Source organism: Pseudomonas sp. OG7 (assembly GCF_014192825.1).
GTDB lineage: Bacteria > Pseudomonadota > Gammaproteobacteria > Pseudomonadales > Pseudomonadaceae > Aquipseudomonas > Aquipseudomonas monteilii.
The window spans coordinates 73,030-91,974 of record NZ_JACHYK010000011.1; the positions used below are offsets into that span (position 1 = coordinate 73,030).

The 18,945-nt window shown below is 62.8% G+C and carries 14 protein-coding genes; 9 read left to right on the top strand and 5 right to left on the bottom strand.

Going from position 1 to position 18,945, the window contains the following annotated elements; all coding sequences use genetic code 11:
- The first annotated feature begins 419 nt into the window (after positions 1-419).
- From fadB to FHW75_RS24265, 6 genes are all read left to right on the top strand, one after another.
- On the top strand, positions 420-2,567 hold the full coding sequence (fadB, locus tag FHW75_RS24240; protein WP_019096203.1) for a fatty acid oxidation complex subunit alpha FadB: 2,148 nt from the start codon (positions 420-422) through the stop codon (positions 2,565-2,567).
- Positions 2,568-2,598: 31 nt separating this feature from the next.
- Complete coding sequence (gene fadA / locus FHW75_RS24245) at positions 2,599-3,774, top strand: acetyl-CoA C-acyltransferase FadA (RefSeq protein ID WP_013971712.1); 1,176 nt, start codon at positions 2,599-2,601, stop codon at positions 3,772-3,774.
- 78 nt (positions 3,775-3,852) lie between these two features.
- Complete coding sequence (locus FHW75_RS24250; RefSeq protein ID WP_019096204.1) at positions 3,853-4,104, top strand: DUF1653 domain-containing protein; 252 nt, start codon at positions 3,853-3,855, stop codon at positions 4,102-4,104.
- Positions 4,105-4,204: 100 nt separating this feature from the next.
- Positions 4,205-6,814, top strand: a complete 2,610-nt coding sequence (topA, locus tag FHW75_RS24255; protein WP_025754460.1) for a type I DNA topoisomerase — start codon at positions 4,205-4,207, stop codon at positions 6,812-6,814.
- 88 nt (positions 6,815-6,902) lie between these two features.
- Complete coding sequence (locus FHW75_RS24260) at positions 6,903-7,418, top strand: DUF6586 family protein (protein ID WP_183674827.1); 516 nt, start codon at positions 6,903-6,905, stop codon at positions 7,416-7,418.
- A gap of 50 nt (positions 7,419-7,468) precedes the next feature.
- On the top strand, positions 7,469-7,702 hold the full coding sequence (locus FHW75_RS24265) for a hypothetical protein (protein ID WP_003248777.1): 234 nt from the start codon (positions 7,469-7,471) through the stop codon (positions 7,700-7,702).
- A gap of 50 nt (positions 7,703-7,752) precedes the next feature.
- On the opposite strand, the gene sulA is transcribed toward FHW75_RS24265, so the two are convergent.
- Entirely contained in the window at positions 7,753-8,229 is a 477-nt protein-coding gene (gene sulA, locus FHW75_RS24270) for an SOS-induced cell division inhibitor SulA (RefSeq protein ID WP_016714900.1), read from the bottom strand.
- A 13-nt stretch (positions 8,230-8,242) separates the two neighbouring features.
- A complete protein-coding gene (gene lexA, locus FHW75_RS24275) occupies positions 8,243-8,851 on the bottom strand; it encodes a transcriptional repressor LexA (protein WP_016714901.1) in 609 nt (202 codons plus the stop codon).
- 215 nt (positions 8,852-9,066) lie between these two features.
- Here lexA and FHW75_RS24280 point away from each other — a divergent pair, with 215 nt between their 5' ends.
- From FHW75_RS24280 to nagZ, 3 genes are read left to right on the top strand one after another with little or no spacing between them, the layout of a single operon-like run.
- Positions 9,067-9,780, top strand: coding sequence for a TetR/AcrR family transcriptional regulator (locus FHW75_RS24280; RefSeq protein WP_019096207.1), 714 nt, complete (start codon positions 9,067-9,069; stop codon positions 9,778-9,780).
- Positions 9,781-9,820: 40 nt separating this feature from the next.
- Positions 9,821-10,345 carry a L,D-transpeptidase gene (locus tag FHW75_RS24285; RefSeq protein ID WP_019096208.1) on the top strand — a complete coding sequence of 175 codons (525 nt, stop codon included), beginning with the start codon at positions 9,821-9,823 and terminating at the stop codon, positions 10,343-10,345.
- Between the two features lie 22 nt (positions 10,346-10,367).
- Entirely contained in the window at positions 10,368-11,366 is a 999-nt protein-coding gene (gene nagZ / locus FHW75_RS24290) for a beta-N-acetylhexosaminidase (protein ID WP_172455937.1), read from the top strand.
- A 108-nt stretch (positions 11,367-11,474) separates the two neighbouring features.
- On the opposite strand, the gene FHW75_RS24295 is transcribed toward nagZ, so the two are convergent.
- The 3 genes from FHW75_RS24295 to mfd are packed head-to-tail and all read right to left on the bottom strand — an operon-like array spanning position 11,475 to position 18,852.
- Positions 11,475-14,819, bottom strand: coding sequence for an SNF2-related protein (locus tag FHW75_RS24295; RefSeq protein ID WP_409347977.1), 3,345 nt, complete (start codon positions 14,817-14,819; stop codon positions 11,475-11,477).
- A 1-nt stretch (position 14,820) separates the two neighbouring features.
- Positions 14,821-15,393, bottom strand: a complete 573-nt coding sequence (locus FHW75_RS24300; protein ID WP_027615684.1) for a CsiV family protein — start codon at positions 15,391-15,393, stop codon at positions 14,821-14,823.
- Positions 15,394-15,402: 9 nt separating this feature from the next.
- Positions 15,403-18,852, bottom strand: coding sequence for a transcription-repair coupling factor (gene mfd / locus FHW75_RS24305; RefSeq protein WP_025754458.1), 3,450 nt, complete (start codon positions 18,850-18,852; stop codon positions 15,403-15,405).
- Positions 18,853-18,945 lie beyond the last annotated feature (93 nt).

The window sequence follows — 18,945 nt, forward strand, 5'->3', positions numbered from 1 at the left end:
CGTTCTGCTGCGCAGAAAAGGCCAGGCAGGCCGGGTATTCATTCAAGCAAGTGGCAGTGTAGCCGCCCGGGGTTGCCGTGCAAGCGGAAAGTTGCAGCACACTGCAAGTGGCTGTGGTCAATCGCTGACATGAATGGCCGGCGATCACTGTCATCATGTTTTGTACCAAGACGATACAAAATGACTGGAAAGTCGCGTTTTCGCCATGCTCGTGAGCATTTGACAACGCCGATCTTTTCGGAGAATGTGTGCACACCCAAATCAAACGGGCGTATGAATTGAGCGTTTGTATGTCGTGACGCCAAGCCATACTTCCGACTAGCGCGCTGACGGGTGTGCCTGGGGCGGGGCAGTTAGGCCTGCTTTTGCTGCAGCGATCGGCGTGTACAGTTCAGCTTCCATATCGTGGAGATCAGTTGATGATTTACGAAGGTAAAGCCATCACGGTTAAGGCTCTTGAAAGTGGCATCGTCGAGCTCAAGTTCGACCTCAAGGGTGAGTCCGTCAACAAGTTCAACCGCCTGACCCTGAACGAGCTGCGCCAGGCCGTCGATGCCATCAAGGCCGATGCCTCGGTCAAGGGCGTGATCGTCAGCAGTGGCAAGGACGTGTTCATCGTCGGCGCCGACATCACCGAGTTCGTCGACAACTTCAAGCTGCCCGAGGCCGAACTGGTCGCCGGCAACCTGGAAGCCAACCGCATCTTCAACGCCTTCGAAGACCTCGAAGTGCCGACCGTTGCCGCCATCAACGGCATCGCCCTGGGTGGTGGCCTGGAAATGTGCCTGGCCGCCGACTACCGGGTCATGTCCACCAGCGCCAAGATCGGCCTGCCGGAAGTCAAGCTGGGTATCTACCCGGGCTTCGGCGGCACTGTGCGTCTGCCACGCCTGATCGGTTCGGACAACGCCATCGAGTGGATTGCCGCCGGCAAGGAAAACCGCGCCGAAGACGCCCTGAAAGTGGGTGCCGTCGACGCTGTGGTCGCCCCTGAGCTACTGCTGGCCGGTGCTCTGGACCTGATCAAGCGCGCCATCAGCGGCGAGCTGGACTACAAAGCCAAGCGCCAGCCGAAGCTGGAAAAGCTCAAGCTCAATGCCATCGAACAGATGATGGCCTTCGAAACCGCCAAGGGCTTCGTCGCTGGCCAGGCCGGCCCGAATTACCCTGCACCGGTCGAAGCCATCAAGACCATCCAGAAAGCTGCCAACTTCGGCCGCGACAAGGCGCTGGAGGTCGAAGCCGCAGGCTTTGCCAAGCTGGCCAAGACCTCGGTTGCCGAAAGCCTCATCGGCTTGTTCCTGAACGATCAGGAGCTCAAGCGCAAGGCCAAGGCGCATGACGAAATCGCCCACGACGTGAAGCAGGCTGCCGTGCTCGGCGCTGGCATCATGGGTGGCGGTATCGCTTACCAGTCGGCGGTCAAGGGCACCCCGATCCTGATGAAGGATATCCGCGAGGAAGCCATCCAGCTGGGCCTTAACGAGGCTTCCAAGCTGCTCGGCAACCGCGTCGAGAAGGGCCGCCTGACCCCGGCCAAGATGGCCGAGGCGCTCAACGCCATTCGCCCGACCCTGTCCTATGGCGATTTCGCCAATGTCGACATCGTCGTCGAAGCCGTGGTCGAGAACCCGAAAGTGAAGCAGGCCGTGCTGGCTGAGGTGGAAGGCCAGGTGAAGGATGATGCGATTCTCGCCTCCAACACCTCGACCATCTCCATCAACCTGCTGGCCAAGGCGCTCAAGCGCCCGGAAAACTTCGTCGGCATGCACTTCTTCAACCCGGTGCACATGATGCCGCTGGTGGAAGTGATCCGAGGCGAGAAATCCAGTGAAGTGGCGGTCGCCACCACCGTGGCCTACGCCAAGAAAATGGGCAAGAACCCGATCGTGGTCAACGACTGCCCGGGCTTCTTGGTCAACCGTGTGCTGTTCCCGTACTTCGGCGGCTTTGCCAAGCTGGTCAGCGCCGGTGTCGACTTCGTGCGTATCGACAAGGTGATGGAAAAGTTCGGCTGGCCAATGGGCCCGGCGTACCTGATGGACGTGGTCGGCATCGACACCGGCCACCACGGCCGCGACGTGATGGCCGAAGGCTTCCCGGACCGCATGAAAGACGAGCGCCGCTCGGCCGTCGACGCGCTGTACGAAGCCAACCGCCTGGGCCAGAAGAACGGCAAGGGCTTCTATGCCTACGAAACCGACAAGCGCGGCAAGCCGAAGAAAGTCTTCGACGCCACCGTGCTGGACGTGCTCAAGCCTGTCGTCTTCGAGCAGCGTGACGTCACCGACGAAGACATCATCAACTGGATGATGGTCCCGCTGTGCCTGGAGACCGTGCGTTGCCTGGAAGACGGCATTGTCGAAACCGCCGCCGAAGCCGACATGGGCCTGGTCTACGGCATTGGTTTCCCTCCCTTCCGCGGTGGTGCGCTGCGCTATATCGACTCGATCGGTGTGGCTGAATTCGTCGCCCTGGCCGATCAGTACGCCGACCTGGGGCCGCTGTACCACCCGACCGCCAAGCTGCGTGAAATGGCCAAGAACGGCCAGCGCTTCTTCAACTGAGCGGTCAACGAGCTAGAGCGAGAGATTTGATATGAGCCTGAATCCAAGAGACGTGGTGATTGTCGACTTCGGTCGCACGCCAATGGGCCGCTCCAAGGGTGGCATGCACCGCAATACCCGCGCCGAAGACATGTCGGCGCACCTGATCAGCAAGCTGCTGGAACGCAACGACAAGGTCGACCCGAAAGAGGTCGAGGACGTGATCTGGGGCTGCGTCAACCAGACCCTGGAGCAGGGCTGGAACATCGCCCGCATGGCCTCGCTGATGACCCAGATCCCGCACACTTCCGCAGCCCAGACCGTCAGCCGCCTGTGTGGCTCGTCGATGAGCGCGCTGCACACGGCTGCCCAGGCGATCATGACCGGCAACGGTGATGTGTTCGTGGTCGGTGGCGTGGAGCACATGGGCCACGTCAGCATGATGCACGGCGTCGACCCCAACCCGCACCTGTCCTTGCACGCCGCCAAGGCTTCCGGGATGATGGGGCTGACTGCGGAAATGCTCGGCAAGATGCACGGCATCACCCGTGAGCAGCAGGACCTGTTCGGCCTGCGTTCGCACCAGCTGGCCCACAAGGCCACGGTCGAAGGCAAGTTCAAGGACGAGATCATCCCGATGCAGGGCTACGACGAGAACGGCTTCCTGAAGGTGTTCGATTTCGACGAAACCATTCGCCCGGAAACCACCCTCGAAGGCCTGGCATCGCTCAAGCCTGCGTTCAACCCGAAAGGCGGCACCGTTACTGCCGGTACCTCGTCGCAGATCACCGACGGCGCCTCGTGCATGATCGTGATGTCTGGCCAGCGCGCCATGGACCTGGGCATCCAGCCATTGGCGGTGATTCGTTCGATGGCGGTGGCCGGTGTCGACCCGGCAATCATGGGCTATGGCCCGGTGCCGTCGACTCAGAAAGCCCTCAAGCGTGCCGGCCTGACCATGGCCGATATCGACTTCATCGAGCTCAATGAAGCCTTCGCCGCACAGGCCCTGCCAGTGCTGAAAGACTTGAAAGTGCTCGACAAGATGGATGAGAAGGTTAACCTGCACGGCGGCGCCATTGCTTTGGGCCACCCGTTCGGTTGCTCCGGGGCTCGTATTTCGGGCACCCTGCTCAACGTCATGAAGCAGAATGGCGGTACCCTGGGGGTGGCGACCATGTGCGTCGGCCTCGGCCAAGGTATCACCACTGTCTTCGAACGCGTCTGATCGCGTAGCAGGACAGCAGCCGGGGCCTTGTGCCCCGGTTTTTGTTTTTTTCAGGTTCAAGTCAAGAGGGTGGGCAACATGCAGATACAACCAGGCGTATACCGGCATTACAAAGGGCCTGAGTACCGTGTCTTCAGTGTTGCACGGCACTCCGAGAGCGAAGAGTGGATGGTGTTCTACCAGTGCCTGTATGGTGATTACAGCTTCTGGGTACGGCCACTTTCGATGTTCCAGGAGTCTGTCGAGGTTGACGGCGAGCAGGTGCCACGCTTTGCTTTGGTCAAGGCCGAAGAGGGGCTGCCCGGGTTGCTGAGCAAGTCGCACGCATGATCGTTCGAGCTTGACCTCACACTTTTGCCACTATATATAGCGGTGCCGCGTCTGGCACCTGACGCGTTTTTCATCTTCAGATTCAGGAATACTCCGATCCATGGGCAAATCGCTGGTCATTGTGGAATCCCCGGCCAAGGCCAAGACCATCAACAAGTACCTGGGCAACCAGTACGTGGTGAAGTCGAGTATCGGCCATATCCGAGACCTCCCCACCAGCGGTTCGGCCAGCGCGAGCAAAGAGCCAGCCGCCAAGCGTGGCAAGGCCGCGGGTGAGGCTCCGGCCCTTTCACCAAAAGAAAAGGCCCGTCGCCAGCTGGTGGCACGCATGGGTGTCGACCCTGACCATGGCTGGAAGGCCAAGTACGAGATCCTGCCTGGCAAGGAAAAGGTGATCGAAGAGCTGCGCCGCCTGGCCAAGGATGCCGACACCATCTATCTCGCAACCGACTTGGACCGCGAAGGGGAAGCCATTGCCTGGCACCTGCGCGAAGCCATCGGGGGTGACGACACCCGCTACAAGCGCGTGGTGTTCAACGAAATTACCAAGAAGGCCATCCAGGATGCCTTCTCGCAGCCAGGCGAGCTGGATATCGACCGGGTCAACGCCCAGCAGGCGCGCCGTTTCCTCGACCGTGTGGTCGGTTACATGGTTTCGCCGCTGCTGTGGGCCAAGATTGCCCGCGGCCTGTCTGCCGGCCGCGTGCAGTCGGTGGCGGTAAAGCTGGTGGTGGAGCGCGAGCGCGAAATCCGCGCGTTCATCCCGGAAGAGTACTGGGAGATCCACGCCGACCTGGGCACCGCCAAAAACGCCAAGGTGCGTTTCGAGGTGGCGCGCGAGAAGGGGGAGGCGTTCAAACCGCTGAACGAAGCCCAGGCCATGGCGGCGCTGGAGAAGCTCAAGGCTTCCAGCTACAGCGTGGTCAAGCGTGAAGACCGCCCGACCAGCAGCAAGCCATCGGCACCGTTCATTACCTCCACCCTGCAGCAGGCGGCCAGTAACCGCCTGGGCTTCGGGGTGAAGAAAACCATGATGATGGCCCAGCGTTTGTACGAAGCCGGCTACATCACGTATATGCGTACCGACTCGACCAACCTGTCGGCCGATGCCCTGGACATGGCGCGCAGCTACATCGAGCGCGAGTTCGGCAAGCAGTACCTGCCGGAAGCACCGCTGGTATACGGCAGCAAGGAAGGTGCTCAGGAAGCGCACGAAGCGATTCGTCCTTCTGACGTGAATACCCACCCGACCAAGCTCAGTGGCATGGAGCGTGACGCCGAGCGCCTGTACGAGCTGATCTGGCGCCAGTTCCTGGCCTGCCAGATGCCGCCGGCGCAGTACCTTTCCACCAGCGTCACCGTGGCGGCTGGCGACTTCGAGCTGCGTGCCAAGGGCCGCATTCTCAAGTTCGACGGTTACACCCGCGTGCTGCCACAGCAGAGCAAGCCGGGCGAAGACGACGTGCTGCCAGAAATGGTCCAGGGCGAAGCGCTGAAGCTGATCCAGATCGACCCGAGCCAGCACTTCACCAAGCCGCCGGCGCGCTTCACCGAAGCCAGCCTGGTCAAGGAAATGGAAAAGCGCGGCATTGGTCGCCCGTCGACCTATGCGGCGATCATCTCGACCATCCAGGACCGTGGCTATGTGACCTTGCACAACCGCCGCTTCTATTCCGAGAAGATGGGCGACATCGTGACCGAGCGGTTATCCGAGAGTTTCTCCAATCTGATGGACTACGGCTTTACCGCCGACATGGAAGAGAACCTCGACGACGTAGCCCAAGGCGAGCGTGACTGGAAGAACGTGCTCGACGAGTTCTACGGCGATTTCAGCAAGAAGCTGCAGACTGCCGAGTCCAGCGAAAACGGCATGCGCGCCAACCAGCCGACCATGACCAACATTGCCTGCAAGGAATGTGGCCGGCCGATGATGATCCGCACCGCTTCCACGGGTGTGTTCCTGGGTTGCTCGGGTTACAGCCTGCCGCCGAAAGAGCGCTGCAAGGCCACCGTCAACCTGGTGCCGGGTGACGAGATTGCCGCTGATGACGAGGGTGAGTCGGAGTCGCGCGTGCTGCTGGGCAAGCACCGCTGCCCGATTTGCGCCACGGCGATGGACGCCTACCTGCTGGACGAGAAGCACAAGCTGCACATCTGCGGCAACAACCCGGATTGCGCCGGCTACGAGATCGAGGAAGGCAACTACCGCATCAAGGGCTACGAAGGGCCTAGCCTGGAGTGCGACAAGTGCGGCAGCGAGATGCAATTGAAAACCGGCCGGTTCGGCAAGTTCTTCGGTTGCACCAACCCGGCATGCAAGAATACCCGCAAGCTGCTCAAGAGCGGCGAGGCTGCGCCACCGAAGATGGACAAGGTGGACATGCCTGAACTCAAGTGCGAAAAGGTCGACGACACCTACGTGCTGCGTGACGGCGCTTCGGGGTTGTTCCTGGCGGCTAGCCAGTTCCCGAAAAACCGCGAAACCCGTGCGCCGTTGGTGCTGGAGATTGTGCCGCACAAGCATGAGATCGACCCCAAGTACCACTTCCTGTGCGAAGCGCCCCAGAAAGACCCGGAAGGCCGCCCGGCGGTAATCCGCTACAGCCGCAAGACCAAGGAGCAGTACGTGCAGTCCGAGGTTGATGGCAAGCCGACCGGCTGGAAGGCGTTCTACGACGGGAATGCGTGGAAGGTTGAAGACAAGCGCTGATTCTTCAGTGCAGCAATTGGGGCCGCTTTGCGGCCCCAATCATTTATGATGCATGTACTCGCCTTGCAGCCTTAGGGAGGCCACTGAAATGGCCCAGGAACTGTATACCCGTACCAACCAGAAACTGTTCTTCGCCGGCCTCGCCCTGGAGTCCATGGCCAAGGCCGAGCAAAGCCAGGCCATGAACGCTCAAGGCCTGGTGCAGGCTGAACGCGAATCGGCGCTGTTCCATCTGTACGGCGCGCTGCTGGGCCTGTGTCATGAGATCGGCGGCTTCTACCGCCTGCCGGTTGTTGCAACGGTCGAGCAAGCCCTGGCTGACGATGCCTTGAACGGCATCTCCATCCCGGAAGTGGCTGAGCTACTGGAAATCGCCCGCCAGCGCGAAACCTGGCTGGCGCAAATGCTGGGTGCTTATGCCGATTTGTTCCGACCACCTGTCGCGAAGAAGGCGCCGAAAACTGACGTTACCCAACCCCTGATCCAGGCCGTCAATCTCGATGAGCCCGAGCATCCTGCACTGTCGCGTGCCGAGCTGGAAAGCTGGCGCAGCAACCTCAAGGGCTTGGTGAGACGTTTCCGCGATGCGTTGAGTGAGTGCTGATAGCCGCAACGGCTGATACACTAGCGGTCTTTCGCGGAGAACTGCCATTTATGTCTACGTCGTTTCTGGAAATTGTCGAGTTGCCTGATGGCCGCATCGAACTGCGTCGCGCCGAGGATGAGGGCTCTCTGGTAACCCTGGATTTCTCGGAAGACGCAAAGGTGTTCCTGCAGGGCCAGCATGTGGAAGTGGCCAAGGCCATGCTCAGTGTGGGCGTGCAGATGGCCGGTCGCCTGATGGATGGCGAGCTTGAGCGTGATGAAGGGCCGCGTGTGCTGCACTAAGGGTGCAGCAACGTGTCAGGCTTTTTGAAGTGACAGGCAAAGCCTGAACATCAGCCGAGGCGGATGTTCAGGCTTTGTGCATTTCCGGCACTGGCCGCGCGTAGCAACTGTTGACGTGCAGTGGCATTGACGCTACCCAGCCAGCTCACCACGGTGTGGCTGAGGCCAAGGCGCAAGGCCTCGCAGGCTAGTTGCAGCGGGCTTTGATTGCTGCGAGGTTGCAGCAGCAAAATACGTTCACGGTTGAGCCCGGCATCGCGCAACCAGGCCTGGGTCAGGCTGGAGGGCGGAGCGATCAGGGTCAGCCAGCGCGCTTCGTCCTCTTCGCTCAGCTCGCGCAGTACCGGTGCCAGCAGGCTTTGGCAGTGCCCAGGGGCGCCGCGCAGCGACAGTTCGCTGAACAGCTCGGGTTGGCTGCTCTTGCGTGCCAGTTCACTGGCTTTCAGGCCCGGTAGCACGGGCTGGGCGAGAAAAGCTTCGAACAGGGGCAACTGAGCTTGCTCGGGTGCGTGAATGAACTGCTGCATGACGCCTCCTGGATCAGCGGCGAATGACGCCGACGCTCAAGCCCTCGATCACCAGCTCCTGTTCTTTCAGGTCGACTTCGATGGGGGCGAATTCGGGGTTTTCGGCAAGCAGCCATACCTTGCTGCCTTCACGCTTGAAGCGCTTGACGGTCACTTCGTCGCCGATGCGGGCCACCACGATCTGGCCGTTGCGGGCTTCGCGGCAGGTGTGTACCGCCAGCAGGTCGCCGTCGAAGATGCCGACGTCCTTCATGCTCATGCCGTGTACGCGCAACAGATAGTCGGCTTGGGGGTGGAAGAAGGCGGGGCTGATGTTGCAGGATTGCTCGATGTGCTGTTCGGCAAGGATCGGCGCACCGGCAGCAACCCGGCCGATGATCGGCAAGCCGCTTTCTTCGGCTTTGGCTTCCAGGCCGGGAATGCGGATACCACGGGAGGCGCCCGGGGTCATCTCGATGGCGCCTTTGCGGGCGAGGGCCTTGAGGTGCTCCTCGGCGGCGTTGGGCGACTTGAAGCCCAGCTCCTGAGCGATCTCGGCGCGCGTCGGCGGGAAGCCGTTGTCTTCCAGGCAGCGTTTGATGAACGCGAGAATTTCGGCTTGGCGTGGCGTCAGTTTCAACATGGTGAGCGCTCTGTCTTTTTGTACAGTGACTGGGATTATATACAGTACTGGATGCGCTGCAAGCCAAAAGGCGCAATAAACAGCAGAGGTGATGCTTGCAGCCGGCCGTCTGGCGCTTTTAAATGGCGACCGCCCGGTCACCGAGCCTTGACAGAAGCGGGGCTGAAACGTATGTTTCAAACACCTGTTTGTCTGGCGGAGTACCCGGAGTAGTCATGGCCCAATCGGAAACCGTTGAACGCATTCTCGATGCTGCCGAGCAGCTGTTCGCGGAAAGGGGGTTCGCCGAAACCTCGTTGCGGCTGATTACCAGCAAGGCCGGGGTCAACCTGGCGGCCGTCAACTATCATTTCGGCTCCAAGAAGGCGCTGATCCAGGCGGTGTTCTCGCGCTTCCTCGGCCCGTTTTGTGCCAGCCTGGAGCGTGAACTCGAGCGGCGTCAGGCCAAGCCGGAACAAAAACCCAGCCTTGAAGAGCTGCTGGAAATGCTGGTGGAGCAGGCGCTGGCGGTGCAGCCTCGCAGCAACAATGACCTGTCGATCTTCATGCGCTTGCTGGGCCTGGCTTTCAGCCAGAGCCAGGGCCACCTGCGGCGCTATCTGGAAGACATGTACGGCAAGGTATTCCGCCGCTACATGCTGCTGGTCAACGAGGCCGCGCCACGCATTCCACCGCTGGAGCTGTTCTGGCGTGTGCACTTCATGCTCGGTGCTGCGGCCTTCAGCATGTCCGGTATCAAGGCCCTGCGGGCGATCGCCGAGACCGACTTCGGCATCAATACCTCGATCGAGCAGGTGATGCGCCTGATGGTGCCGTTCCTGGCGGCCGGCATGCGTGCCGACAGCGGTGTCACCGATGATGCCATGGCCAGCGCCCAGCTGCGCCCGCGTACCAAGACCAGCGTCAGCGCTACCACCGCCAAAGCCTGAAGGCTGGGCGGGGCAGGGCGCTTCGGCTAAGCTAGCGCCCATGCCCGACCTCGATCTGTTGCACATTTCCCTTGCCGACCAATGCCTGTACGGTTTCGCCCGTGGCCAGTTACGCGTGCGCGTGCCAGTGTCCACGGCGCGTAACGGAGCCGGCGAGCGCAACGGTTCGGGGTGCACGCCGCGCGGGCTGCATCAGGTGCGGGCAAAGATTGGCGCAGGCCTGCCGCTGAATGCGGTATTGGCCGGGCGGCGCTGGACGGGTGAGGTGTGGTCGCCGGAGCTGCACGCGCAAAACCCGGAGCGCGACTGGATCCTCACCCGCATCCTCTGGCTCAGCGGCTGCGAGCCTGGCGTCAACCGCCTGGGTGCGGTCGACACGTTCCGCCGCTATATCTACCTGCATGGCACTCCGGATACGGAACCCCTGGGCGTAGCGTTGTCCCATGGCTGCATACGCCTGCGTAATACCGACTTGCTAAGCCTGTTCGAGCGGGTGCCGGTCCATTGCCCGGTGCTCATCGAACAAGCTGCCTGCCCCCAGTGGGCTTCTCTCAGTCTTCAATGAAGGATTACCCATGACCGTCAGCCTGCAAGGCTCCCTGATGGTGGATATCGCCGGTAAATGGCTGACCGCCGAAGACCGTCACTTGCTGCGCCAGCCCGAAGTGGCTGGCCTGATCATCTTTGCCCGCAACATCGATAGCCCGCGCCAGGTGCGTGAGCTGTGTGCGTCGATCCGCGCCATTCGCCCCGACCTGATCCTGGCGGTAGACCAGGAAGGTGGCCGTGTGCAGCGCCTGCGTCAGGGCTTTGTGCGCCTGCCAGCCATGCGTGCGCTGGCCGACAATGACAATGCCGAGTACCTGGCCGAGCAATGCGGCTGGCTGATGGCGACCGAGGTGCTGGCGGTTGGCCTGGACCTGAGCTTTGCCCCGGTGCTCGACCTGGACCACCAGCGTAGCGCCGTGGTTGGCAGCCGCGCCTTCGAGGGTGACCCGCTGCGTGCCACGCAACTGGCCGGGGCCTTCATTCGCGGCATGAATGCGGCGGGCATGGCCGCTTGTGGCAAGCATTTCCCGGGGCATGGCTGGGCCGAGGCCGACTCGCATGTGGCCATCCCTACCGATGAGCGCAGCCTTGAGCAGCTGCGCCAGGCCGACCTGGTGCCGTTCACCCGCCTGAGCGGGCAGCTGGCAGCGGTGATGCCGGCGCATGTCATCTACCCGCAGGTCGACAACCAGCCAGCCGGCTTCTCGCGGCGCTGGCTGCAGGACATCCTGCGTGGCGAGCTGGGCTTCGACGGGGTGATCTTCAGTGATGACCTGTCGATGGCCGGGGCACATGTGGTGGGTGATGCGGCCAGCCGTATCGAGGCGGCGCTGAGTGCCGGCTGTGACATGGGCCTGGTGTGTAACGACCGGGCGGCGGCTGAGCTGGCGCTGAGTGCGGCTCAGCGAATGAAAGTGAAGCCCTCGCCGCGAATTGCGCGGATGCGTGGGCAAGGGTTTGCGCGGACCGACTACCGGCAGCAGCCGCGCTGGCTGGAGGCGCTGGGGGCGTTGAAGGAGGCCCAGCTGGTTGATTGAGCCGAAGCTTAGGTCTTGAGTTTTCTGGGGTTGCCGAGATCGAGCGCCGCCCGCGCGGCGCTCGATCTGACGGGCGACAAAACCCTCAAGTCATGCGCCCCGAAACACTCACCGCCCACGCTTCCCCGGCAGCGGCGCAAACAACGCCTCGATCTCTTCATCCCCCAGTCGCCACTGCCCAGCCTGCCCGCCATCCAGCAGGCTTGCCGCCAGCGCCGCCTTTTCCTGCTGCAACAGCTGAATCTTCTCCTCCACCGTCCCCCGCGTAATCAGCTTGAACACGAACACCGGCTTGTCCTGGCCAATGCGGTAGGCGCGGTCGGTGGCCTGGTTCTCGCTGGCCGGGTTCCACCAGGGGTCGAAGTGGATCACCGTGTCCGCAGCTGTCAGGTTCAGCCCCACGCCACCTGCCTTGAGGCTGATCAGGAACACGTCGCTCTCACCTTGCTGGAATTGCTGTACCGGCGTGCGCCGGTCGCGGGTGTCACCGGTCAGCAGGCTGTAACGGATCTTGCGCTTCTGCAGTTCTTGCTCGATTAGCGCCAACATCGAGGTGAATTGCGAGAACAACAGTACCCGCCGCCCTTCGCTGAGCAGTTCTTCGAGCATTTCCAGCAGCGCACCCAGCTTGCCCTTGTCGGCCTGGTTACCCTTGCTTTCCACACCCTTGACCAGGCGCAGGTCGCAGCACACCTGGCGCAGCTTGAGCAGGGCGTCGAGAATGACGATCTGGCTGCGGGCGGCGCCATTGCGGGCGATTTCGTCGCGCACTTTCTTGTCCATCGCCACGCGCACGGCCTCGTAGGTGTCGCGTTGGGCGTCGCTCAGCTCCACCCAGTGCACCATCTCGGTCTTGGCAGGCAGCTCGGTGGCCACCTGTTCCTTGGTGCGGCGCAACAGGAACGGCCGAATGCGTGTAACCAGGTGGGCCAGCCGCTCGTTGTCGCCATGGCGCTCGATGGGGGTACGGTAGTCCTGGTTAAAGCGCTTCAGGTCACCCAGCCAGCCGGGCATCAGGAAGTGAAAGATCGACCAAAGCTCGCCCAGGTTGTTTTCCATTGGCGTGCCGGTCAGGCACAGGCGCTGGTTGGCTTGCAGCTCGTAGACGGCGAGTGCGGCCTTGCTGGTGCTGCTCTTGATGTTTTGCGCCTCGTCCAGCACCAGTACATGCCAGGGTTGGCTACGCAGGTGTTCGAGATCGCGTGGCACCAGGGCGTAGGTGGTCAGCACGAGGTCGTATTCGTGCAGCGTGGCGAAATGCTTGCTGCGCCCCGGGCCTTGCAGGGCCAGCACGCGCAGGTCGGGGGCGAAGCGCTGGGCTTCGTCCAGCCAGTTGGGCACCAGGCTGGTCGGCATCACTGCCAGGGCGGGAGCGGTCAGTCGCCCGGCCTGCTTTTCCAGCAGCAGGTGCGCCAGGGCCTGCAGGGTCTTGCCCAAGCCCATGTCGTCGCCCAGGATGCCGCCTGTGCCCATTTCGCGTAGTGCCTGCAGCCAGTTAAGGCCCTGTTGCTGGTAGGGGCGCAGGCTGGCCTGCAGCCCTGTGGGCGGGGCTACCTGCAAGTCGCGGGCGTCGCGCAGGCGGCGGCCCAGATCCCGCACATGTGCGCCGCCTTCCCAGTGCAGGGGCAAGCCTTCGATCTCGTTCAGGCGTGCGGCATCGGCGCGGTCCAGGCGCAGGGACGGGCCGGCTACGTATTCGTGCAGGTACAGCTCGCCCAAGGTGCCCATTACGGCCTTGATGCGGCCGTAGGGCAGGGCAACGCGCAGGGCCGAGGCATCGAGGCGGCCGCGGTTGAGGTCGATCAGCAGGTGCTCGTCGTCGCTGCGCCGGGCCAGTTCGCTGGGGCGCAGCAATTCCGGGTTGCTGCGCAGCAGTTGCAGCACAATCGGCAGCAGGCTGTGGCGCTGGCCATCGACCACGATACCCAGCTCCAGGTCGAACCATTCATGGCCGGGGGCTTCGTCGATGGTGGCGTACCAGTCGTCTACCTCTTGCAGGTTGAAGGCGAAATCGCGGTGGATGTCGATGTCCCACCCGGCCTCGCGCAGGCGGGGCAGGCCTTCGCGGGCAAAGCGCAGCCAGGCTTCGTCGTCTGGCAGCTGAAACATCTCGCCGGCGCTGTCGGGCAGGGCCTTGCTTTGTCGGGTGGCGGCCTTGAAGCCCAGGTCAAGCAGCACCTTGCGCAGCGCCTGCTCGGCCTGCGGCTGGCGGCGGATGCGCTGGCTGGTGTTGTTGATCAGGCGGGTCAGCGGTTTTTCGTCGCTGCCGCTGGCGCGTAAACCGTCATAGTCGAACGCCAGTGCGGCTCGATGCTGCATCTGCCGCTGCATGCGGCCGGTCTTGGGCATGTAGGCGCTGAATTCGAGGCTGCCGAGGGTCAGGTGCGGCCTGGGTTGAATACTGTCGATTTCTTCACTGCGTACGCTTGTAGGCGTTGGCACCTGGCGATTCAGCGCATTCAACCGGTGGCTCAGGGGGATGATCAAGTGTTCGGGCACCGTAGGTGCGCTTGCCAGTTGGCTGGCAATGAACGGGTCAAGACCATGCTCAAGCTTGCCAGTCATACCCGTTTGAGTATCGATGTAGTAGAGCGGGTCGAGCGGCAGTGCCACGTCATGCATCCGCTTGTCATTGTGCCACGAACCGCGATAGCTGCCGTTCTCAAGCCTCATCCAGCGGAACTCGGCTTGCAGGGTCGGCCCAGGGATTAATGGCAACTGTTTCTCGGCATGAATCAAGCGCCCACTGGCAAGTGCGAATTCATACAGCTCTGCACCTTGTTTACCTTCCAGTCTGGCGATGGGCATGCTGGAATTATTGGCAAGGGTGTCAATCAACCTGAGGATGCGCAGATCTTCATCTGTGACATAACGCGGCGTGTAATAGAGCATTTCAGGCAGCGAGCTGGCACGCCCCAGCTTCAGCTGACCATCGGCTTCGCGGGTGCCTTTGGATACGCTGAGCGTGCAAACGCCATGGTCGTTAACGACCTTGTAGTAGAGCGAGGGGCCTTTGCGCTTGGCGGGTTCAGCGGGCTTGGTCGGGACTTCCAGGGTTTCGACCCAGTGGGCGAGTTCAGGGGGGAGGTCGAGCGAGTGCTGGGTCGTTTCGGCAGGTGCAGGCAGGGTGTCCTGATCGCCTTCGCCGCAATCCGGGCCCTGTTCCAGCAGGTAAAGTGCAGCGGCGCAATGCTTGCAGTTTTCACCTACAGGGCACGTGCAACTGCCCTCGCATTCCAGGCCATCATCAGTCATGTCCAGGGTTATGCGCTGGTAGTAGGTGCGGCCCGCGGAGCCTGTACACTCAGCGCGGATCGTCATGCCCAGGATCGATACGATCGCGCTTCTGCCTTCATCGGCATAGTCCCGACCGCGCCGCAGGGTCTTGCGATCAAACGACATAGTCCAGCCATTGTGCGCCCGCACAAAGAACTGCGCATCGCTCTCGCTCACGTCACTGCTCCATCATCTCCGGGTCCACCACCGGCATTTTCGGCGTACCCGGTGGCGTCACCTTCAGCAGCACGGCCAGGTGGCCGCCGTCGAGGAAGGTCAGCTGGCCGCCCTTGACGTTGCTGTTGCTCTGCTTGAACTGCTCGCTTTGCAGCACGTTGCCGTTGCCGTCCAGCTGGTTGACCCAGAAGTTGGCCTCGACAGTGATGAAGCGGCCTTCGGCGATGCTCAGGTTACCTTCGATGGGGAAGTGGCCGAACTGCTCAGTACCTTCGCCCAGGGCAATGCGGCCGGGCTCGCTGCCCACCTGCTGCTGCCAGGCCTTGTGCATCAATACGGTGTAGTCGGCAGTGGCTTCCAGGCGGGTGGCTTCGTCCTCCAGCGCCAAGCGGCGCTCGGCGTCCTTTTCCAGGCGTGGGGCGCCGGCGCTCCAGTTTTCCGGGGCGAACGGGCTGGTGAAGGCGGGCACGCTGTTTTGCCGCACCAGGATCATTTCAACCTGATACAGGCCTTCGGCGAAGGCGGCTGGCGCAAACAGCGCCAGCAGCAGGGTCAGGCTACGGATGGCACGCATGGATCTTCCTTAGGCAGGCTGTGGGGTCAGGCGCTCGAACAGCGCCTCCAGGGTGTTGAAACGTTCGTCGGGGCGCTCCATCGGCACCAGGAAACGGAACTGGGTCGCACCTTCGAACTTGTAGCGTTTGGGCTGCCCCTGGATCAGCTTGATCAGGGTCAGCGGGTCGACCGGGGTTTCGGCCTCGAACTCGAGCTTGCCGCCATTGGGGCCGGCGTCGACTTTCTTGATGCCAAGCTTTTCCGCATGCAGCTTGAGCGAGGTCAGGCGCATCAGGTTCTTGGTTGGCTCCGGCAGCAGGCCGAAGCGGTCGATCATTTCCACTTGCAGGTCTTTGAGGCCTTCTTCGTCGGCCGCCGAGGCAATGCGCTTGTACAGGATCAGCCGCGCGTGCACGTCGGGCAGGTAGTCTTCGGGGATCAGCGCCGGCAGGCGCAGGTTGATCTCCGGGCCACCGCCCAGTGGCTGTTCGAGGTTCGGCTGGGTGCCTTTGCGAATCGCCTTCACCGCACGTTCGAGCATTTCCATGTACAGGGTGAAGCCCACCGCCTGGATCTGCCCGCTTTGACCTTCGCCCAGCAGCTCGCCCGCACCGCGGATTTCCAGGTCGTTGGTGGCCAGCACGAAACCGGCGCCCAGGTCCTGGGTGTTGGCGATAGCCTCCAGCCGTTTTTCGGCGTCGGCGCTGACTTTCTGCCGGGTGGGTGTGAGCAGGTAGGCGTAGGCCTGGTGGTGGCTGCGCCCGACCCGGCCACGCAACTGGTGCAATTGGGCCAGGCCGAACTTGTCGGCACGCTCGATGACGATGGTGTTGGCGCTGGGCACGTCGATGCCGGTTTCGATGATGGTCGAGGCCACCAGCACGTTGAAGCGCTTGTGGTAGAAGTCGCTCATCACCTGTTCCAGCTCGCGCTCGCGCATTTGCCCGTGGCCAATGCCGATGCGCGCCTCGGGTACCAGTTCGGCGAGGTCGGCGGCGCATTTTTCGATGGTTTTCACATCGTTGTGCAGGTAGTACACCTGGCCACCGCGCAGCAGTTCACGCAACAGCGCTTCCTTGACCGTGCTTTTGTTCTGTTCCATGACGAAGGTGCGCACCGACAGGCGGCGCGCCGGCGGCGTGGCGATGATCGACAGGTCGCGCATGCCCGCTACCGCCATGTTCAGCGTACGCGGAATCGGCGTGGCGGTGAGGGTAAGGATGTCGACCTCGCTGCGCAGGGCCTTCAGTTGCTCCTTCTGGCGCACGCCAAAACGGTGTTCTTCGTCGATGATGGCCAGGCCCAGGTCCTTGAAGCGCACATCGTCCTGCAGCAGCTTGTGGGTGCCGATGAGGATGTCGATCTTGCCTTCGGCCAGGTCGGCGGCAGCGGCGGCCACTTCCTTGGCGGATTTGAAGCGGCTCATCACTTCCACGGTCACCGGCCAGTCAGCGAAGCGGTCACGGAAACTGTTGTAGTGCTGCTGGGCGAGCAGTGTGGTGGGCACCAGCACGGCCACCTGGCGGCCGCTGTGCACAGCGATGAACGCGGCGCGCATGGCCACTTCGGTTTTGCCGAAGCCGACATCGCCGCACACCAGACGGTCCATCGGCTTGGGTGCCAGCATGTCGGCACGCACGGCTTCGATGGCGGCTTGCTGGTCCGGGGTTTCTTCGAACGGGAAGCCGGCGCTGAAGGTGGCGTAGTCGGCAGACGGGTCGGCAAACGCATAACCCTTGCGCGCAGCGCGGCGAGCATAGATGTCGAGCAGCTCGGCGGCCACGTCGCGCACCTGTTCGGCGGCCTTGCGCTTGGCTTTCTGCCAGGCCTCCGAGCCCAGCCTGTGCAACGGCGCCAGCGCGTCGTCGCTACCGGTGTAGCGAGCGATGAGGTGCAGGTTGGCCACTGGCACATACAGCTTGGCGTTCTCGGCGTATTCCAGGGTAAGGAACTCGGCGGCCTGGCCGTCGATTTCCAGGGTGGCCAGGCCCAGGTAGCGGCCCACACCGTGGTCGATGTGCACCACTGGCGCGCCTTCGCGCAGCTCGGTGAGGTTCTTGATGACGGCGTCGTTGGCGGTTTCGCCACGCTTGTCGCGGCGTCGGCGCTGCATCACCCGCTGGCCGAACAGCGGGCTTTCGGCCACCAGGGCCAGGCCTGGGTCGTCCAGCACCAGGCCGTCGTCCAGCGGAGCAATGGTGATTGCCAGGCGCTCGCTGCCGGTAATGAAATCGTCCCAGCCGTCGACGGTATGCGGGCGCAGCTTCAGCCGGTCGAGCAGTTCCAGCAACACTTCGCGGCGGCCCGCCGATTCGGCGGTGAACAGCACGCGGCCGGGGAACTGGTCGAGGAAGTTGGCCAGTTCGGCCAGCGGCTGGTTGGCCTTGGCCTCGATGGCCAGATTGGGCAGGGCGCGTGCCGGGAAGCGCTCGCGGCCCGCGCCCGGGTCGAGGTCTTCGCTGCTGACCACCACCCGCGGCCACTGCTTGAGCCGGGCAAAGCAGTCTTCCACCGGCAGGAACAGCTCGGCCGGTGGCAGCAGCGGCCGGCTCAGGTCGCCGCGACGGTCTTCATAACGCCCGCGTACGTCGTTCCAGAAGTGTTCGGCGGCCTGCTCCACACCGGGCAGCGAGAACACCTGGGTGTCGGCTGGCAGGTAGTCGAACAGGGTCGAGGTTTCTTCGAAGAACAGTGGCAGGTAGTACTCGATACCGGCGGGGATGATGCCGCTGGCCAGGTCCTGGAAGATGGCGCTGCGGCGGAAGTCGACGTCGAAGCGCTCGCGAAAGCGCGCCTTGAAGCGGGTCACTTCCTCTTTCTGCATCGGGAATTCGCGTGCCGGCAGCAGGCGCACCGAATCCACCTTGTCGATCGAGCGCTGGGTCTCGGGGTCGAAGGTGCGCAGCGTCTCGATCTCGTCATCGAACAGGTCGATACGGTAGGGCAGTTTGCTGCCCATCGGGAACAGGTCGATCAGCGCGCCGCGCACGGCAAACTCGCCATGCTCGTACACGGTGTCGACGCAGCGATAGCCGCTGGCCTCCAGGCGCGTACGCATCTGTTCCACGTCGATGGTCTGGCCCACATCCAGCACCAGGCTGCTGCCTAGCAGAAAGCGTGTGGGTGCCAGGCGGTGCAGGGCGGTGGTGACCGGCACCACGAGGATGCCGTGGCTCAGCTCCGGCAGCCGGTACAGGCTGGCGATGCGCTGGGAAATGATGTCCTGGTGTGGCGAGAACAGGTCGTAGGGCAGGGTTTCCCAATCGGGGAACGGCAGCACCGGCAGGTCTGGGGCAAAGAAGCGCAGCTCCTGTTCCAGACGGTCGGCGGCCTGGCTGTCGGCCGTCAGCAGCAGGGTGAAGCGGCCAGCGCTGCTGGCGGCCTCGGCGATGGCAAGGCTGAGGGCGGCACCGGGCAGGTTGCCCCAGGTTTGTTTGCCGGCCGTGGCCGACATTTGCGGTAGGCGCAGAACTGACACGGGAGATTGCACTCCAAGCGTTGCGGCAAAGAGACCGATTGTACCGGTGCCAGTGCCGCCTGTCAGGCTTGAAAGGGCATGAACGCTGGCTTG